The sequence below is a fragment of the Aestuariivita sp. genome (assembly GCF_021404545.1).
Lineage (GTDB): Bacteria > Pseudomonadota > Alphaproteobacteria > Rhodobacterales > Rhodobacteraceae > Aestuariivita.
Window position 1 is genome coordinate 61,132 of the sequence record NZ_JAAWWD010000061.1, and the last position, 16,196, is coordinate 77,327.

16 protein-coding genes are annotated in these 16,196 nt (G+C 62.1%); 14 read left to right on the forward strand and 2 right to left on the reverse strand.

Features of this window, described 5'->3' with window-relative positions; all coding sequences use genetic code 11:
- Positions 1–61 precede the first annotated feature (61 nt).
- The 3 genes from HEP69_RS18845 to HEP69_RS18855 are packed head-to-tail and all read left to right on the forward strand — an operon-like array spanning position 62 to position 3,022.
- Entirely contained in the window at positions 62–778 is a 717-nt protein-coding gene (locus tag HEP69_RS18845) for a methyltransferase (protein WP_290560046.1), read from the forward strand.
- A complete protein-coding gene (locus HEP69_RS18850; RefSeq protein WP_290560047.1) occupies positions 775–2,385 on the forward strand; it encodes a transporter substrate-binding domain-containing protein in 1,611 nt (536 codons plus the stop codon). Before HEP69_RS18845 ends, HEP69_RS18850 begins: the two co-directional genes overlap by 4 nt.
- Before the next feature lie 4 nt (positions 2,386–2,389).
- On the forward strand, positions 2,390–3,022 hold the full coding sequence (locus tag HEP69_RS18855; protein ID WP_290560048.1) for a hypothetical protein: 633 nt from the start codon (positions 2,390–2,392) through the stop codon (positions 3,020–3,022).
- Positions 3,023–3,037: 15 nt separating this feature from the next.
- On the opposite strand, the gene HEP69_RS18860 is transcribed toward HEP69_RS18855, so the two are convergent.
- Entirely contained in the window at positions 3,038–5,113 is a 2,076-nt protein-coding gene (locus tag HEP69_RS18860; RefSeq protein ID WP_290560049.1) for an adenylate/guanylate cyclase domain-containing protein, read from the reverse strand.
- A gap of 197 nt (positions 5,114–5,310) precedes the next feature.
- On the reverse strand, positions 5,311–6,357 hold the full coding sequence (locus tag HEP69_RS18865; RefSeq protein ID WP_290560050.1) for a LacI family DNA-binding transcriptional regulator: 1,047 nt from the start codon (positions 6,355–6,357) through the stop codon (positions 5,311–5,313).
- Positions 6,358–6,595: 238 nt separating this feature from the next.
- Here HEP69_RS18865 and HEP69_RS18870 point away from each other — a divergent pair, with 238 nt between their 5' ends.
- The 11 genes from HEP69_RS18870 to HEP69_RS18920 all read left to right on the forward strand — a co-directional run bounded on the left by HEP69_RS18870 (position 6,596) and on the right by HEP69_RS18920 (position 16,088).
- Positions 6,596–6,787 carry a hypothetical protein gene (locus HEP69_RS18870; protein ID WP_290560051.1) on the forward strand — a complete coding sequence of 64 codons (192 nt, stop codon included), beginning with the start codon at positions 6,596–6,598 and terminating at the stop codon, positions 6,785–6,787.
- A 23-nt stretch (positions 6,788–6,810) separates the two neighbouring features.
- The gene (locus tag HEP69_RS18875) at positions 6,811–7,956 is read left to right on the forward strand and encodes a TRAP transporter substrate-binding protein (protein ID WP_290560052.1); all 1,146 of its coding nucleotides are present in this window, start codon (positions 6,811–6,813) and stop codon (positions 7,954–7,956) included.
- Positions 7,957–8,072: 116 nt separating this feature from the next.
- A complete protein-coding gene (locus HEP69_RS18880; RefSeq protein WP_290560053.1) occupies positions 8,073–8,588 on the forward strand; it encodes a TRAP transporter small permease in 516 nt (171 codons plus the stop codon).
- Positions 8,589–8,602: 14 nt separating this feature from the next.
- Positions 8,603–9,934: a TRAP transporter large permease gene (locus HEP69_RS18885; protein ID WP_290560054.1), complete on the forward strand. Its 1,332-nt coding sequence runs from the start codon at positions 8,603–8,605 to the stop codon at positions 9,932–9,934.
- 12 nt (positions 9,935–9,946) lie between these two features.
- Positions 9,947–11,254, forward strand: coding sequence for a histidinol dehydrogenase (gene hisD, locus HEP69_RS18890; protein ID WP_290560055.1), 1,308 nt, complete (start codon positions 9,947–9,949; stop codon positions 11,252–11,254).
- A gap of 3 nt (positions 11,255–11,257) precedes the next feature.
- Positions 11,258–12,016, forward strand: a complete 759-nt coding sequence (locus tag HEP69_RS18895; RefSeq protein WP_290560056.1) for an SDR family oxidoreductase — start codon at positions 11,258–11,260, stop codon at positions 12,014–12,016.
- The gene (locus tag HEP69_RS18900) at positions 12,013–12,999 is read left to right on the forward strand and encodes an alcohol dehydrogenase catalytic domain-containing protein (protein ID WP_290560057.1); all 987 of its coding nucleotides are present in this window, start codon (positions 12,013–12,015) and stop codon (positions 12,997–12,999) included. The genes HEP69_RS18895 and HEP69_RS18900 overlap by 4 nt, the downstream gene beginning before the upstream one ends.
- 12 nt (positions 13,000–13,011) lie before the next feature.
- Complete coding sequence (locus HEP69_RS18905) at positions 13,012–13,317, forward strand: UxaA family hydrolase (protein ID WP_290560058.1); 306 nt, start codon at positions 13,012–13,014, stop codon at positions 13,315–13,317.
- Between the two features lie 11 nt (positions 13,318–13,328).
- Positions 13,329–14,507 (forward strand): UxaA family hydrolase, encoded by a 1,179-nt coding sequence (locus HEP69_RS18910; protein WP_290560059.1) that lies wholly within the window; start codon positions 13,329–13,331, stop codon positions 14,505–14,507.
- 66 nt (positions 14,508–14,573) lie between these two features.
- On the forward strand, positions 14,574–15,587 hold the full coding sequence (locus HEP69_RS18915) for an Ldh family oxidoreductase (protein WP_290560060.1): 1,014 nt from the start codon (positions 14,574–14,576) through the stop codon (positions 15,585–15,587).
- A gap of 93 nt (positions 15,588–15,680) precedes the next feature.
- On the forward strand, positions 15,681–16,088 hold the full coding sequence (locus HEP69_RS18920) for a universal stress protein (protein WP_290560061.1): 408 nt from the start codon (positions 15,681–15,683) through the stop codon (positions 16,086–16,088).
- The last annotated feature ends 108 nt before the right edge of the window (positions 16,089–16,196 follow it).

Sequence of the window (16,196 nt, forward strand, 5' to 3'; positions counted from 1 at the left end):
ACCGGCTGATCGAGATCGAGAGCGAAGCTGGTCCCCCGACACGCATTTTGAAAGCCTGGATATGTCGCATCCCATTCCGCTTGAACTGACCAAACCGTCGCCGATGACTGTGTTCCAACCCAGCGAATACACGGCGCTGATCCTGTCCTATCTCCGGGATCGGCCCGAAATCGTGCGCGGGCGCGATATCTGCGAAATCGGCACGGGTAATGGTGTGATCGCAGCGCAAGCGGCCCTTTTGGGTGCGTCGAGCCTGACCATTACCGATATTGAAGAGCTGGGGCTGGAAGCGGCGCGGGAATGCCTGTCGTCGATTCCGACCCCGCCCAAGCGCATCGAGTATCTCAAAGGGCCGGTCTGGGACCCTGTCGGCAGTCGCACATTCGATGTGATCCTGACGAACCTGCCGCATTTTCCCTGCGAGACGCTCCACCTGCCGGGGCGGCTGCCCAGCTGGGCGGTTGGCGGAGTGGACGGGCGCGACATCCTCGATCCGTTCATCGACGGCATCGCCCGGCATCTGCGTGAGGACGGTGTCGCGATCTTTACACATAACCGCTTCGTCGATATCGAGCTGACGCGTCGGCATGTCGCCGATGCGGGTCTGCATCTGGCCACCAGCCACGACATGATCGTGCCCTTGCATCCTCTCAAGGTCGCGGCGCTGTCACTGGGGACGTCGGACCACAGCGCAGACCTGTTTCAAATCGGATCCCATTGCTTTGGCCGGGTGTGCCTGGCCATCGTCGGTCGAGCGGGATCTGGAGCGGCGGTATGATCCGGGCCCTGACAGGCCTTATGTGGGTCGTGCTGGCGGGGTTTTTGGCGGGTGCCATGCCCGCCTGGGCACAGGATGCGGATGCGCTTTTGGCCCAGGCCCGGGCCGAGCTTGGGCCGGATTGTGCGGCCCAGCCGCAGCCGGACCGGCTGTCGGACATCCTGTGCGCGGGCGAAATCCGGATCGGCGTGCGCGACGGCTATCCCAACTTCGCGGTCAATCGCGCGGGCATTCGCGCGGGCTATGAAATCGACCTGGCACGGCGGATAGCCGGAATAATCGGTGTCGAGGCGCGTCTTGTCGATGTCACGCCCGTGACGCGGATCTCGGCCCTGTCGAACGGGACGGTCGATCTGGTGATCGCCACGATGGGCCACAACTCGGTCCGGGATGCCAATGCGCGTTTCATCCGGCCGCATTACTATTCCAGCGAAACCATCCTCATCGGGCCCCGCAGGCTGCGCATCGACGGCTGGGGGGATGTGGCGGACCGGACCGTCTGCACCACGGTGGGCAATTTCGCCAACGCCATGCTGGTCGAGCGGGTCGCGCGCCTGATGCTGTTTGACACGCCCGCCCGCCTGATCGAGAATCTGGAATCCGGGACCTGTCTGCTGATCGTTCAGGATGACAGCGTGATGGTCAATGCGCTGGCCGATCCGGATTTCGGCGGTCGGTTTGAACGCAAGCTGGGGATTTCGGAAATCCCCTGGGGCATGGCCGTCGCGCTGGACGGCACCGACAGGCTGGGTGCCGTTCTCGATGCCCTATCCATCCAGCTTCACAGCGGCGGTGCGCTTCTTGAAATGGCTGTGCCGCACGGGATCGAGCTGCGCTTTCTTGAGCGGATGCAAAATCTGTGGTCGCAGCCCGGTTGCCAGGACACTCCGTCGGTCTGTGTGCTTGCACCGCTCAACACCGATCTCGACCCCGGCCCGCTCAAGGCGGTGATCGCTGCGATAAACGCCTGGATGCAGGACACGTTCGCGTTTCTTTACAGTCAGTTCGCCTGGGATCTGTTTATCAATGGGGTTGCGATTTCTCTGGTTGCGGTGGTCGGTGTCCTGATCGCCACCTTGCTGATTTCGCTGCTGTTCGCAGCGGGGCTTTTGGTGAAGAACCGACTGCTCAACGGGGCGCTCGGGCTTTTGCTGATGATCTTTCAGGGCAGCCCGCCGATCCTGATCCTGGTCATGCTTGCCACCTTTGCCAACGCGATCTTCTTTTATTCGCTCACCGTCGCCTTGTTCGTTGCGATACTGGCGATCGGATTGGTCAACGGAGCCTTTGCCGGTCAGGGTATCGCGGATGCGTGGCGATCGCTTGATGATCGCATATCGGACCGCAGCCGGTTGCGCCGCGCCATTGTCCGCGCCGGGCCCCAGATCGAGGCGTTTTTGACGAATGCGACCCGCGGTATCGCCGCAGCCAGTTACGTGGGCGTCGCCGATCTGACCAATGCGATGAACGACATCGCGTCGTTTTCGCGCAATCAGTCGATCACATATTGGATCCTGTTGATCTTTTACGTGCTGGTGGTGATGGCGGTGGTCAAGCTGTCGCGCGCGCTGCGGCTGAAACTCGAATACGCTCTGGCGGGGGAATGACACCATGACCATCCCCTTTTCAGACGGTTTTGCGCTGCGGCTGGCGCAAGGGCTGATCGTGAACTTCCAGATCGCGCTGACGGCGCTGCTTGTCGGACTTGTGCTGGGGGCGCTGCTGGCCGCTGTGCACCAAACGCGCCTGCCCTTGGCCGCGCGCGCGACCGACATGATGATGAGCGTGCTGCGCGCGATGCCGGTCTATATCGCGATGTTCTTTCTCGCCGGTGTCTTGCGGCCCTATTACAGCACCTTGGAAACGGTTTATGATGACCCCGGCGTGGCCTTCGTGATCCTAGCCTGTATGCCGTATATCTGCGCCTATGCCTATGATCAGGTGGGCGAGGCCATCTTCCAATGGCGGCGCGGCGCCCACCGTGCCGCGTTGTTGCTGATCCCCAACATGGTGCGGGCGTTTCAGGTGCTGGTGTCGGCCTCCTGCTTTGGCGCGGCGATCGGGGTGAACGAAGCGATGAGCGCGGTGCTGACCGAGGCCGAGCTGATCGGCAATTCGCCCTGGCGCTATGGTCTCTTTTTGCTGACCATCGTGATCTTTGTCCTGCTCTTGCAGATCATCGTCGCGACGAGCCGGTGGGTGCACCGCCTGATCGAGCGCAACTATGCCGATGCGCCGCATTGAGCGGATAGACCGTACTCAGCCATCTGCCAATTGCTCAAGAACGGCCAGCGCCACGCTGTCCTGCGGAAACTCCGCAAGGATCGCGCGATAGAGGCGCACGGCCCCCTCGATGTCGCCGGTCACGCGGTGCTGATGCGCATCGCGGCTGAGTTCGGCAAGGCGCAGCGTTTTGTCATCCGGCTCAAGCTCGGCCCCCATGCCGAACGCACCCAGCAACTCATAGACCGTAACCGAGCCGCGCCGACCCTTGATCGTCACGTCGCCGATGGGTCGCGTGCACAAGGTCTCCCCGGCTTCTTTATAGACCGCGTGGCTGATGCAGATATTCGTGCCATAGGTCTTGTTGATGGCTTCCAGCCGGGAGGCCACGTTCACCCCATCGCCCAGAACCGTATAGCTCATACGCTCCTGCGATCCGATATTGCCGACCAGCACCGCATCGCTGTGAATACCGATGCGCACCTGAAGCGGCTGCATGCCCCGCTCGGAAAGCGCCATCCCAAGTTTTTTGACTTCGAGCTGGACCCGCAGCGCGGTCAGACAGGCCCGACGGGCATGATCCTCCAGCAGATTGGGCGCCCCCCAAAAGGCCATGACGCCATCTCCGATGAACTTGTCGATGGTGCCGGCCTCCTGGTTGACCGCACCGGTGACAATCGACAGGTAATCCGAGACGCGCAGGAGCAACTCGCGGGAGGGCAGGTTTTCCGAGAGTTCCGAAAACCCTTCGATGTCCGAGAAAAACACCGTCAGAAAGCGGCTGCTGCCGCCGATCTCCAGTTTCTGATCCGATTGCACCAGTTGCCGGACCAGACCAACCGGCACGAACGAGGCAAAGGACTTGATCGCCGTGTCAAGCGTTTCGACCGCCCGCGACAACAGCTTTATCTCGCGAATGCGCACGCGCGGTAAGGGCGGCAAAGGATCGGGGCTGAGATCGCGGATCTGTTCGACATTGCGCACCAGCGTCTCCAGCGGCCGCGCGATGCGCTGCGCCAGCACCCAGATCACGAAAATCTGGAGGATCGTGGCCGCCAGACCAATGATCAGCATCTCGCGGTTATTGCGCACGATCTCGGTGTTGAAATCGGCCATTGGCGCGATCACGAAGGCTTGCCACGCCTTGCCCTGGGCGGCAGCGATGGGCTTGAGCGAGGCGAGATATTCCTGCCCTGCATGCTGCACGACGAAGGGCTCGCCATCCTGTCCCAGGCGCGGTCTCTGGCTGTATGCCACACCGACAACGGCCTCTTCCCATTCCGTGACATGGGGCAAACGCAACGCACCCGACACGTCGGGTTCGATCTGCGCCTGGCCGGAATTGGCAAGAACATTGCCGCGGCGGTCGAGAATAAAGCTCAGCGATCCGGGACTGATCTTTTGACGGGCCAGATAGGCTGACAGACTGTCGAGGGTCAGATCAATGGCCGCGATGCCGCCCAGCCTGTCACCCCAATAGAACGGGGCGGCGACAGTAAAGCCGACAAGCCCAAGGGCCGCGAACACATCCGGGTCCGAAATGGTCACATCCTGACCATCGCGGGTGACCCGGTACCACAGGCGCTGTCTTGGATCGTAGCCGGTCGGCATGGTCGATTGTCCAAGATCCTTGCGCGCTGCGTTCTCGAACACATAGGTCTCGATCGGAACGCCCGCCTCATCGGGCTGGATCCAGCGCCGGGCAAAGACCGTGCCGTCGGGCAGATCCCGGTCCTGCACCCTGTGATCGGCCTGCATCCGGCGGGCCTGGAGAAAGCCGCCATCCGCCTCTAGCCCGATATAGGCGCTCAGGACGCCGGGGGTGCCTCGGGTGACCGAGGCGAGATAGTCGATGGCGCGCAGGTCAGCATAGAAACCGGACTGCACCATTCCAGCGATTGCAGCGCTTTCCGCCTTGGATACGACTTCGCGAAAGAGAGTTTCGATGCTGTCATCGACATCCGCCTGATAGAGCCCGATCCGCTCAATCGTATCGCTGCGCACGATGCGGCTGCTGGTCAGATAGCTGTAAAAGAAAGCCCCGACAAAGACAGGCACCGTCAACACCAAGAAGAGTATCAGGATGGTCGTTCTCAGACTGGGTGTGTACACATCAAAGGACCTGATTGCAAAAGAGCATTGGGGCCATGCCATCACCGCACGTCCCTTTGCCTCTACTTTAACGAGTCTGGCGTCGGCGCCAATGGGCCTTAGCGCCGAATTCGGGCGCGCGGGCCTGTCCCATCGTCACAGGCCCGCGCGCAGGCCGCTTTTGGCATGATGCCGCCCCGATACCGGTGGGTGCCGCTCTATGAATGGGGCGCCGTTCCGGGGGCGGGTCCCAACGATTGGCGCAGGCGGATATCGGTGGTCAGCAATGCACTGGGCAGGGCTGTCTCGTCTTGCAGGGCCTGGATCAGCATGCGCGCGGCGCGGCGCCCCATTTCCCGGTGTGGGACGTGCACGGTGGTCAGGGCAGGTTCCGCCAACATCGCGATTTCGATGTCATCGAAGCCTGTGATCGAAATGTCCTCGGGAACGCGCAGACCCATCTCCCGGGCGGCGCGCAGGGCGCCGATTGCCAGCACGTCGTTGCCGCACATCACAGCCGTCGTTTCGGGCGCCGCGCTTAAGGTCTGGCGAAACGCGATTTCTCCGGTTTCGATGCCATAGGCCGCCTCGGTCACGTGCAGTTCTGCCGGATCAAGGCCAGCCTCGCTCATGGCAAGCTCGATGCCCTGCACCCGCCCCCGTGCCCGGTCATTCATGGCGGTCGGGGCCGAGATACACGCGATGTTGCGGTGGCCATAGCGCAGCACCAGCCGGGCGAGTTCAGCCATGGCCGCGCGGTTGTCAAAACCGATGGCGGCCTGGGGCTGCGTTTTCTCATAGGACCACGCGACAAGCGTGGGGACTTTCCTCTTGTTGAGGAAATCGTAAAGCGATTGGTGGCGGTCATATCCGATCAGCAGCAGCGCGTCGGCGCCGCGGGCTACCAGCGTGCGCACCTGTTCCTCTTCCAGCGCCTGCTGATAGGCAGAGGAGGCGATCAGCAGTGTCTTGCTGTGGCGTCCCAGCTCTTCTTGGAAGGCCTGCACGCCGCGGGCAAAGACCGCGTTTTCCATCGTGGGGATCACCGCGCCAATGGTGTTGGTATATTTCGCCGCCAGGGCGCGGGCGCTGAAATTGGGCGCATATCCAAGATCGGCAACCGCCTTCAACACCTTCTTGCGGGTCTTCTCACCGACCTGGCCCGGAGTGTTGATGCAGCGCGATACCGTTGCGGTCGAGACATCCGCGAGGCGCGCAACATCGGCCAGTGTCGGAACGGCGCTGATACCACTGTCGTTGTCCATCTTAAGGGCGGTCCGATCTGTTCACTCAGAGCCTTGTTGCTGCGGCCACGGGGCCGGTGTCTGGCTCACGTTGCAAGCATATGGGCGGGTTTTGGCCGGATTTCCAGCGGATGCTTAAACGCCATTGTTAATATGTAAGCGCTTGCATGACAAATTGTAAGCGCTTACATTCAAATCGAATCACAAGACGGAACGTCACGGATTGTCGTCTGAGATCTCTGGGGAGGGATTGGAGATCATGGCTTTTCTCATCGCAATTCTATGTGTCTGCGCGTTCACGGCGAATGTCATTGTCGGCGCCGTCGGAGATGCGCCGCTTGTCGGCAACGTGGCAGAGATGCTCATTCTGTTCGCTGCGGCCATCGCATTTTCAGCAGGTATCCTGCAACGCGAAGCGCAGGAAAAGGCCCAGCAAAACAAAGACGAATAAAACCGTTTCTTAGGGAGGAACACATGAACAAGTCCAACACCGAATTGGCGTCCGCCGGGCGCCGGAACTTCCTGAAGCTTGCGGGCTCGGGCGGGTTTACGGCGGCCATGGTCGCGGGTGCCGCTGGCCTGCTGTGGTCAGACGAGGCCGTCGCGCAGACCGCCGCGGAAGAGCGCGAGCGCGAGCGCAGCGCAGATCACATCATGACGCTGGCCACGGCCTATGTGCTGGGCGCGTCGCGCAGCTATCCGATCATGCAGCTGGATCTCAAAGAGAACATCCAGAACATGACCAACGGCAAGGTTTACGTGCGTCTCGCGCCTGGCGGTCAGCTTGGTGCCGGCGGCGCGCTGGCCCAGGCCGTGCAGGGGGGCACGATCCAGGGGGCGCAGCACTCGCTGGCCAATTTCGCGCCATTCGCCCCGGTGGTTGACCTGATCAACCTGCCGTATTTCTGCGGCTCCAACCAGCGCTTCACCAACCTGACCTCGTCGGACGCATGGAAGGCAGAGGTGGACCCAAAGATCGCCGCTTCGGGCTTCAAGGCGCTCTTTTACATTGTGATCGACCCCCGGGTGGTCGCAGTCCGTCAAGGCGGCAATGCGATCATCACCCCCGCCGATATGTCCGGGGTGAAGTTCCGCGTGCCTGGATCGGCGATGTTGCAGCAATACTACCGCATGGTGGGTGCCAACCCGACGCCGGTGGCCTGGGGTGAAACGCCGTCGGCAATCCGGCAGGGTGTGGCCGATGCGCTGGATCCGTCCGTGGGCGCGTTGCACGTCTTTGGCTTTGGCGAGATCCTCAGCCACGTCACATTCACCCAGGCGGTACCGGACAGTCAGGTCTATTCGATCAACCTCGAATGGTTCGAGTCGCTGCCTGCGGACGTGCAGGAAGGCATCGAGTTTGCCGGTGAAATCACGCAGGCCCAGAACCTTGCCAAAGTCCCGGCGGCGCGTGGCTATGCCATGTCGCAGCTTGTGGCGAACGGGGTCGAGTTCCACGCGCTCTCTGGTGACCAGCTTGCGGAATGGCAGTCGGTCGGCGGCTATCAAAACAGCGATTGGGACGGCTTCAAGATGGACCTCGCCGGATCCATGGAGACCTTTGCCAGGCTTGAGGAAGCGGCAGGCACGATGGGCCGCTACTATGTCCACGACGCCTAACCACGCAGTCAGCCCGTGCGCCACGACGGCGCGCGGGCCTCTTCGCTCTTTCAGGCAGATGTGAGCATGTCAGGCACCGGACCCGGTGATGTCCGGGGCGCGCCCGCGGAGGAACTATGTCCAGCATTTTCAAAGCGATAGACCGAAACGGAGAGCGTTGGCTCCTGTTGGTTTTCTACGTCATGCTCGTTGGGACGATGTTTATCGAAGTCGTCCGGCGCGAGGTCTTCTCCTATTCCTCGATCTGGGGGGAGGAGATGGTGCGCTACTCCTTCATTTATCTGGCGTGGATCGGCGCGGCCTCCGCCGTCAAGGAACGCGGGCATATCCGTATTGATGTGATCATGAATTACGTCGGACCGCGCGCAAAGGCGCTGCTGTACATCTTTGGCGATGTCGTGATGTTCGTGGTGGCGGTAATCGCCCTCTACTGGTCGTGGGAGTCTGTGCATGTCTCCTGGAAGTTCAATTCCGTGACCCACGGTCTGCGGATCGGCCAGTATTTCTTTCTTTTCGCGGTGCCCTTCGGCTTTGCCCTGGTGACCTTCCGGCTCGTGCAGTCCTTTCTGCGTGACCTCTCCGACCTTCGTAACGGACGCCCCGTCTACGAAGGTGACAAGTTGTTTGACTGAGGGAGGGCGAGACCATGATGTGGCAAACGCTGGAGCAAGCCGACCTTATATTGGGTTGGGATTTCTATGCGCCTGTGATCCTGTTCGTTGTTCTGGTCGGGCTAGCGGTGCCGGTCTGGGCGGCCATAGGTGCCTCGACCGTTTTGATGTTGGTGTGGTCCGGCGCCCTTCCGCTGAGCCTTTTGGGCGAAAAGCTCTTTTCGGGTATCGACGCCTTTGCCTTGACGGCGGTCCCGCTTTTCATCCTGACGGGCGATGTGCTGGTCCGAACGGGCTTGTCGCGAAAATTTCTCGACGTCGCCGAGGCGTTGACCTGCTGGGCAAAGGGCGGTTTTGGATCGGCGACGGTGCTTGTTTGCGGTATGTTCGCGGCAATCTCGGGCTCTGATGCGGCCGGGGCCGCGGCCGTGGGCCGGATGACCATCGACCGGCTGGTAGAGAGCGGTTATCCGCGCCCCTATGCCTGTGCCCTGGTGGCGGCGGGCGCCTGTACAGGGATCCTGATCCCGCCCTCCATCGCCTATATCATCATTGGCCTTGTGCTGGGGATAGCCGTGTCGACACTGTTTCTCGCGGCCCTGATCCCCGGCATTCTGATCTTGGTATCGATCCTGGTGACCAACATCGTGATGAACCGGCTCAACCTTTGGGAAGGCGGCGGGATCATGACGGTTGCGGAATGGCGCGCCAATCTGTGGAACACGATCAAATCGGGCTGGTACGCCTTTCTCGTGCCGGGGATCATCTTCTATGGCATCTTTTCGGGCCGACTGACACCCACCGAAGCAGGCGCTGTCGCTGTCGTGGTGACCATCGCCATCGGCTTTATCATCGGAACGCTCAAGTTCTCGGACTTTCCCGCGATGCTGGTGAGCTCGGCCAAGGTGAACGGTGTGATCCTTCCGATCATCGCCTTTTCCATCCCGCTGGCCGAGGCGCTTGCAATCATTGGCGTGCCACAAGGGTTCGTGGGGGCACTCACGTCTCTGAGCGAGAACGAGTTTGTGCTCATCGGTATGATGGTGCTGATCCTGATCGCGGCGGGCTGCGTGATGGAGACCACGCCCAACATCGTGATCCTCGCACCGATCCTCAAGCCGCTGGCCGACAACATCGGGATGAACGAAGTGCAGTTCTGCATCATGATGATCACAGCGCTTGGCGTCGGCTTCATCACCCCGCCGCTGGGTCTCAATCTCTTTGTGGTGTCGGGTATCACGGGCGAGTCGATCCTCAAGATCGCGTATCGCGCCATTCCGTTCGTGTTCTTCATGCTGATCGTCACGCTGATGATCGCCTATATCCCGGCGATTTCAACCTCACTTCTTCCAGATGTTTACCGATAGGACGCACACGCAATGACACGTGAGTATCTCAAGAAAGCGACCCTGACACCGTCGAGCGGGGCCTCGGATGTGCATGACATTGTCCAGGGGATCCTGTCCGATATCGAACAGGGCGGCGATGCCAAGGCCCTCGAATATGCCGCCAAGTTCGACAAATACCAGGGCAATGTGATGCTCACGCAAGACGAGATCGAAGCCGCCGCCGCACGTGTGCCAGAGAAGATCAAGGCCGACATCCGCTTTTCGCACGCCAACGTGAAACGCTTTGCAGAGGCGCAGAAGGCCACCCTCAAAAGCGTTGAGGTCGAGGTCGTGCCAGGCATGATCGCCGGGCAGAAGACGATCCCGGTCGATGCGGCAGGCTGCTATGTGCCCGGTGGGCGCTATAGCCACATCGCCAGCGCCATCATGACGGTGACCACGGCCAAGGTCGCGGGCTGCAATCACATCGTTGCCTGTTCCCCGCCACGGCCCGGCGTGGGGATCGCGCCAGCGATCGTATACGCCGCCCATATTTGCGGCGCGGACAGGATCATGGCCATGGGCGGTGTCCAAGGGGTGGCCGCGATGACCTTTGGGCTTTTTGGCTTGCCGAAGGCCAACATCCTTGTCGGTCCCGGAAACCAGTTCGTGGCCGAGGCCAAGCGTATTCTGTTTGGCCGCGTGGGCATCGACATGATCGCGGGCCCGACCGACAGCCTGATCCTCGCCGACAAGAGCGCCGATCCGATGGTGGTGGCCACCGATCTCGTGGGACAGGCCGAGCATGGCTATAACTCCCCGGTCTGGCTGGTGACTGATGACCGGTCCTTGGCCGAGGAGGTGATGCAGCTTGTGCCCACGCTCATCGACGCGCTGCCCGAGGTCAATTGCGACAACGCCACCAGGGCCTGGCGCGATTATGCCGAGGTGATCGTGTGTGCGGACCGCGATGAGATGGCCGCAACCTCGGACGAATATGCGCCCGAGCATCTGACGGTGATGGCCGAAGATCTCGATTGGTGGCTCGAACGTTTGTCGTGCTACGGCTCGCTCTTTCTGGGCGAAGAGACCACGGTGGCCTTCGGCGACAAGGCCTCCGGGACAAACCATGTGCTGCCGACCTCGCGCGCTGCGACCTATACGGGCGGGTTGTCTGTGCACAAATACATGAAGATCGTCACCTGGCAACGCTCGACCCGCGAAGGCGCCAAGCCGATTGCCGAAGCCACGGCGCGTATTTCCCGGCTTGAGGGTATGGAAGGGCACGCGCGCACGGCCGATATCCGGCTGGCCAAGTTCTTTCCCAGTGAAACCTTCGATCTGAGCGCCGAGGATTAACCGATGCGTGCCAGTTGGCGGCCAGATCTGACCGGCCATGTGGCTGTGGTGACCGGGGCAAGCTCTGGCCTGGGGCGCCGGGCGGCGCTGGCCTTGTCCGAGGCGGGGGCCTCGGTGATCGGTGTAGCGCGGCGGGCAGAGGCGTTGGCCTGCTTGCAGGCAGAGGCCCGAGGGCCGGTTCACGCGTTGCCATGCGATCTGACCGACCGCGATGGATTGGCCGATCTGGCCGCGACCTGTGCTGCGCCCTTTGGTGCGCCCGATATCGTGGTCCATGCCGCAGGCATCAACACGCGTGAGTCGGCCGATGCGGTCACACAGGAGGGTTGGGATGTCACGCTGGGGCTTAACCTCGCGGTGCCGTTCTTTCTCTCCCAACATCTGGTCGCGGGCATGAAGGCCAAGCGGTGGGGGCGCATCGTGACTTTCGCCTCGCTGCAATCCTGTCGCGCCTTCCCGGGCGGGGTGAGCTATGGGGCTTCCAAGGGTGGCATCGCCCAGCTTACCCGGGCCATGGCCGAAGCCTGGTCGGGCGACGGGATCATGGTCAACGCCATCGGTCCGGGCTTTTTCCGGACCGAGCTGACAGCGGCGGTGTTCGATGATCCCGAGCGCGCGGCGCGCAATGCCGCCCAGACCTGTATCGGGCGCAACGGCGAACCCGAAGACATCGACGGACCTCTGCTGTTCTTCTGCTCGGACGCGTCCGGCTATGTCACCGGTCAGGTGCTTATGGTCGACGGGGGGTTCACGGCGAAATGAAGGCATTGGTTTACACCGGCCCCGAAGAGCTTGCCTATCGCGATGCGCCGGATCCGGCAGCCGATAAGACGCACCCTCTTATCCGCATCGACAGCGTGGGGATCTGTGGCTCGGACATGCATGCCTATCTTGGCCATGACGACCGCCGCCCGGCCCCTCTGATCCTGGGGCACGAGGGGGCCGGCACCGTTGTCGGCGGGCCCCGCGATGGCCAGCGCGTGACGATCAATCCGCTGGTCACATGCGGGATCTGCCGCGCCTGCAAGAGCGGTCGCGACAACCTCTGTACGACCCGCCAGATCATCTCCATGCCGCCGCGCCAGGGCGCTTTTGCACAATATGTCGCCATGCCTGACCGCAATCTGGTTGCGGTGCCGGATGACTGCCCTCTTGAAAAGGCCGCATTGGCCGAACCCATCGCGGTGTCCTGGCATGCGATCCGCCTGGGCCTTGAGGCCGTGCCCCGGGACATGACCGAGACCGCGCTTGTGATCGGCGGAGGCGCCATTGGTGTCGCAGCCGCACTCAGCCTGTTGGCGCAGGGCGTGACAGAGGTGACATTGGTCGATCCCAACCCGCTGCGCCGCAGCTATCTCGGGCTTGAGGCGGGCTATGCCGTCGCGGCACCGGAGGATGTGGAGGGTCGGTTCTTCGATATCACGGTCGATGCGGTTGGATTTGATGCGACCCGGGCCACGGCAGCGGCCACCACCCATCCGGGCGGCGTCATCCTGCATATCGGTCTCGGTGGCGGTCATGCCGGGCTGGATATCCGGCGCATGACCCTGCAAGAGATCACCTTTATCGGGACCTATACCTATACCGCCCGGGATTTCCGTGACACCTGCACGGCGATGTTTGACGGCCGTCTCGGGCCGCTCGACTGGACCGAGACCCGTCCGCTGTCCGAAGGCGCCCGTGCCTTCAGCGATATCCGTTCGGGCCGCATCGCCGCGCCCAAGATCCTTCTTAAACCACAGTAACCGGAGACATCGATGTCCAATCCATCCCCCAACGAGGTGCCGCACCTGCTCGTGCACGAAGCCGCCGACAACGTGGGCGTTGTCGTGGTCGAGGGCCTGACCGCTGGCACAGACATGCTGTGCTGCATCACGCATGACAACTCGACCTTCCGCCTGACGGCGGGCGCCGATGTGCCGATCGGACACAAGATCGCGCTCAAGGACCTCAAGGACGGCGACACGGCAATCAAATACGGCGCCGATATTGGAAAGATCATCGCCGATATCCCGCAGGGCAGCCATGTCCACACCCACAATTGCAAGACCAAACGCTGGTAAGGAGAGCCGACATGTCGAAGTATTCAAACATGACCTTTATGGGCTACCGCCGCGAAAATGGCCGGGTCGGCGTGCGCAACCACGTCATCATCTTGCCCGTGGACGATATCTCCAACGCGGCCTGCGAAGCGGTCGCCAACAACGTCAAGGGCACGCTGGCGCTGCCGCACGCCTATGGCCGCCTTCAGTTCGGCGAAGACCTCGATCTGCATTTCCGCACAATGATTGGCACCGGCGCAAACCCCAACGTGCACTCGGTTGTCGTGATCGGTATCGAACCCGGCTGGACCAGGCGCATCGCCGATGGCATCCGCGAAACCGGCAAGGAGGTGGCTGAATTCTCGATCGAACAGAAGGGCGATTTCGAGACGATCCGCGCCGCGTCCTGGGCCGCGAAGGACTTTGTCCACAAAGCCACCGAGGTGCAGCGCGAGGAATGCTCGGTCAACGAGCTTTGGGTCTCCACCAAATGCGGAGAGAGCGACACAACCACCGGGCTGGGCTCGTGTCCGACCGTGGGCAATATGTATGACAAGCTGCTGCCCGAAGGGATCACCGGCTTTTTCGGCGAAACCTCGGAGATTACCGGGGCCGAGCATATCTGCCAAAAACGCGCGATCAACGAGGAGGTTGGTGCGCGGTGGTACAAGATGTGGAAGGCCTATCAGGACGATGTGATCTTTGCCCATCAGACCGATGACCTCAGCGACAGCCAGCCGACCAAGGGCAATATCGAGGGCGGACTGACGACAATCGAAGAAAAGGCCCTGGGCAACCTCGAGAAGATCGGGCGCACGTCACAGTATATCGATATTCTGGGCCCTGCCGAGATGCCCAAGGCGGGCAACGGCCTCTATTTCATGGACAGCTCGTCGGCGGCCGCCGAATGCGTGACGCTGATGGCGGCGGGCGGTGCCGTGATCCATACGTTTCCCACCGGGCAAGGCAATGTGGTCGGCAACCCAATCGTGCCAGTGATCAAGATCACCGCGAATCCGCGCACGGTGCGCACCATGGGCGAACATGTCGATGTCGATGTCTCGGGCATCCTGCGCCGCGATCAGACCATCGACGAGGCGGGAGACGCGCTGATCGAGATGATCCGACGCACCGCCAATGGCCGTCACACGGCCGCCGAAGCGCTGGGACATCGGGAGTTTTCGATGACAAAACTCTATCGCAGCGCTTGATAGGACCCAAGGAGCGGCTCACTTGGCGTGGGCTGCTCCCGCCATCCGCAGGAAGATTCACGCCCTATGGCCGAGACCAAGCATCTCTCTTTGGCAGACGCGCACGCCTTGCTTGGCGCGGTGTTCCGCGGTGCCGGGCTGTCGGAGATGGCCGCTGCCTCGGTAGCCCGCGCCCTCGTGGCCGCCGAGGCAGAGGGACAGACGGGCCATGGCTTTGCGCGTATCGCGGATTATGTCGCGCAGGCGCGCTCGGGCAAGGTCAATCCGCGCGCCCAGATCACGGTCCACGCACGGGGACCTGCATCGTTACATGTCGACGCGGATCTGGGCTTTGCTTACCCGGCGCTCGACAGGGCTTTCGACGCCCTTGTACCCTTGGCGCGCGAAATGGGCATTGCCGTCGTCGCCTTGTCAAATTCGCACCATTGCGGCGCGCTTTCGGTGCAAGTCGACCGCATTGCCCAGGCAGGACTGATCGGTCTGATGGTCGCCAATACGCCCAAGGCCATTGCACCGTGGGGTGCGAAACACGCGGTGTTCGGCACAAATCCGATCGCCTTTGCAACGCCCTGTGACGACGGTCCACCGCTGGTCATGGACCTGTCGCTGTCAAAGGTGGCGCGCGGCAAAGTGATGGCCGCCAAGAAAAGCGGCAGGAACATTCCCGAAGGTTGGGCGCTCGATAGCAAGGGCGAGCCGACCACCGATCCAGACGCGGCCCTAGCAGGCACCATGATCCCGATTGGTCAAGCCAAGGGCACTGCGCTCGCGCTGATGGTGGAACTGCTCGCCGCCGCCTTTAGCGGCAGCGCGTTCAGCCATGAGGCGGGGTCTTTCTTTTCAGCGGATGGGCCAGCGCCGCGCGTGGGCCAGACACTTATCGCCATCAACCCAGCCCCGCAAAGCGATTACGCAAAGCGTGTCACCCAGATCTTGACCGAGATCACAGGCATGGAGGGCGCCCGCCTGCCCGGGGCCCGCAGACAGGCCGCCATCGCAGTGGCCCGGACACACGGGTTGAGTGTCCCTGCCCCGCTTTTCGACGCGGCGCGGGCGCTGGCCCAAGCGAGCCCGCCATGATGTGCGGCAATACTGAACCCCTATGCCGGGGAGGCTTTCGGTGCAAACCGACAGCCGGTCCGCTCCGGCTGATCCTGCAATGGAGACCTTGTCATGCCCACGTCGATTCTCATTCCGGTTGCCATCGACCACGAACCTCTGGTCGATGCGAAAATCGCCACCGCCCGCCGGATGCTTGACCGGCAGGGGCGGATCACGCTTCTCACCGTGCTTGAGGCCATTCCCGGCTTTACCGCCGAATTTGTGACGGTTAAGTCGGAAAACCACCTCACGGCAAAGGTCATGGCCAATCTTAAATCCGCCGCCGGAGATGCCACCGACATCGATTGCAGAGTCACCACCGGCAAGCCCGGTATCCGTATCAGCGAGGTCGCCAAGGAGATCGGCGCCGATCTGATCATCGTGGGGGCACACCACCCCTCGGCGATGGAGTACTTCCTGGGCTCCACCGCGTCGCGCGTCGCGCGCCGTGCCCCTTGTTCGGTGCTGATCCAGCGCTGACACGGTCAATGGCCCTCGGACCGGCCCCCTCTGGCGTGCCGACCGGCAGATAAGACCTGTTTTGATTGCGGCCTGCGCCATGGCCGGCTCGTTGTCGTCTTGCCGACA

What these genes read in the sequence shown, in the direction of transcription:
- HEP69_RS18845 (WP_290560046.1), top strand. Translation starts at nt 62, where the DNA reads ATGTCGCATCCCATTCCGCTTGAACTGACCAAACCGTCGCCGATGACT.
- HEP69_RS18850 (WP_290560047.1), top strand. Translation starts at nt 775, where the DNA reads ATGATCCGGGCCCTGACAGGCCTTATGTGGGTCGTGCTGGCGGGGTTT.
- HEP69_RS18855 (WP_290560048.1), top strand. Translation starts at nt 2,390, where the DNA reads ATGACCATCCCCTTTTCAGACGGTTTTGCGCTGCGGCTGGCGCAAGGG.
- HEP69_RS18865 (WP_290560050.1), bottom strand. Translation starts at nt 6,357, where the DNA reads ATGGACAACGACAGTGGTATCAGCGCCGTTCCGACACTGGCCGATGTT.
- HEP69_RS18870 (WP_290560051.1), top strand. Translation starts at nt 6,596, where the DNA reads ATGGCTTTTCTCATCGCAATTCTATGTGTCTGCGCGTTCACGGCGAAT.
- HEP69_RS18875 (WP_290560052.1), top strand. Translation starts at nt 6,811, where the DNA reads ATGAACAAGTCCAACACCGAATTGGCGTCCGCCGGGCGCCGGAACTTC.
- HEP69_RS18880 (WP_290560053.1), top strand. Translation starts at nt 8,073, where the DNA reads ATGTCCAGCATTTTCAAAGCGATAGACCGAAACGGAGAGCGTTGGCTC.
- HEP69_RS18885 (WP_290560054.1), top strand. Translation starts at nt 8,603, where the DNA reads ATGATGTGGCAAACGCTGGAGCAAGCCGACCTTATATTGGGTTGGGAT.
- hisD (WP_290560055.1), top strand. Translation starts at nt 9,947, where the DNA reads ATGACACGTGAGTATCTCAAGAAAGCGACCCTGACACCGTCGAGCGGG.
- HEP69_RS18895 (WP_290560056.1), top strand. Translation starts at nt 11,258, where the DNA reads ATGCGTGCCAGTTGGCGGCCAGATCTGACCGGCCATGTGGCTGTGGTG.
- HEP69_RS18900 (WP_290560057.1), top strand. Translation starts at nt 12,013, where the DNA reads ATGAAGGCATTGGTTTACACCGGCCCCGAAGAGCTTGCCTATCGCGAT.
- HEP69_RS18905 (WP_290560058.1), top strand. Translation starts at nt 13,012, where the DNA reads ATGTCCAATCCATCCCCCAACGAGGTGCCGCACCTGCTCGTGCACGAA.
- HEP69_RS18910 (WP_290560059.1), top strand. Translation starts at nt 13,329, where the DNA reads ATGTCGAAGTATTCAAACATGACCTTTATGGGCTACCGCCGCGAAAAT.
- HEP69_RS18915 (WP_290560060.1), top strand. Translation starts at nt 14,574, where the DNA reads ATGGCCGAGACCAAGCATCTCTCTTTGGCAGACGCGCACGCCTTGCTT.
- HEP69_RS18920 (WP_290560061.1), top strand. Translation starts at nt 15,681, where the DNA reads ATGCCCACGTCGATTCTCATTCCGGTTGCCATCGACCACGAACCTCTG.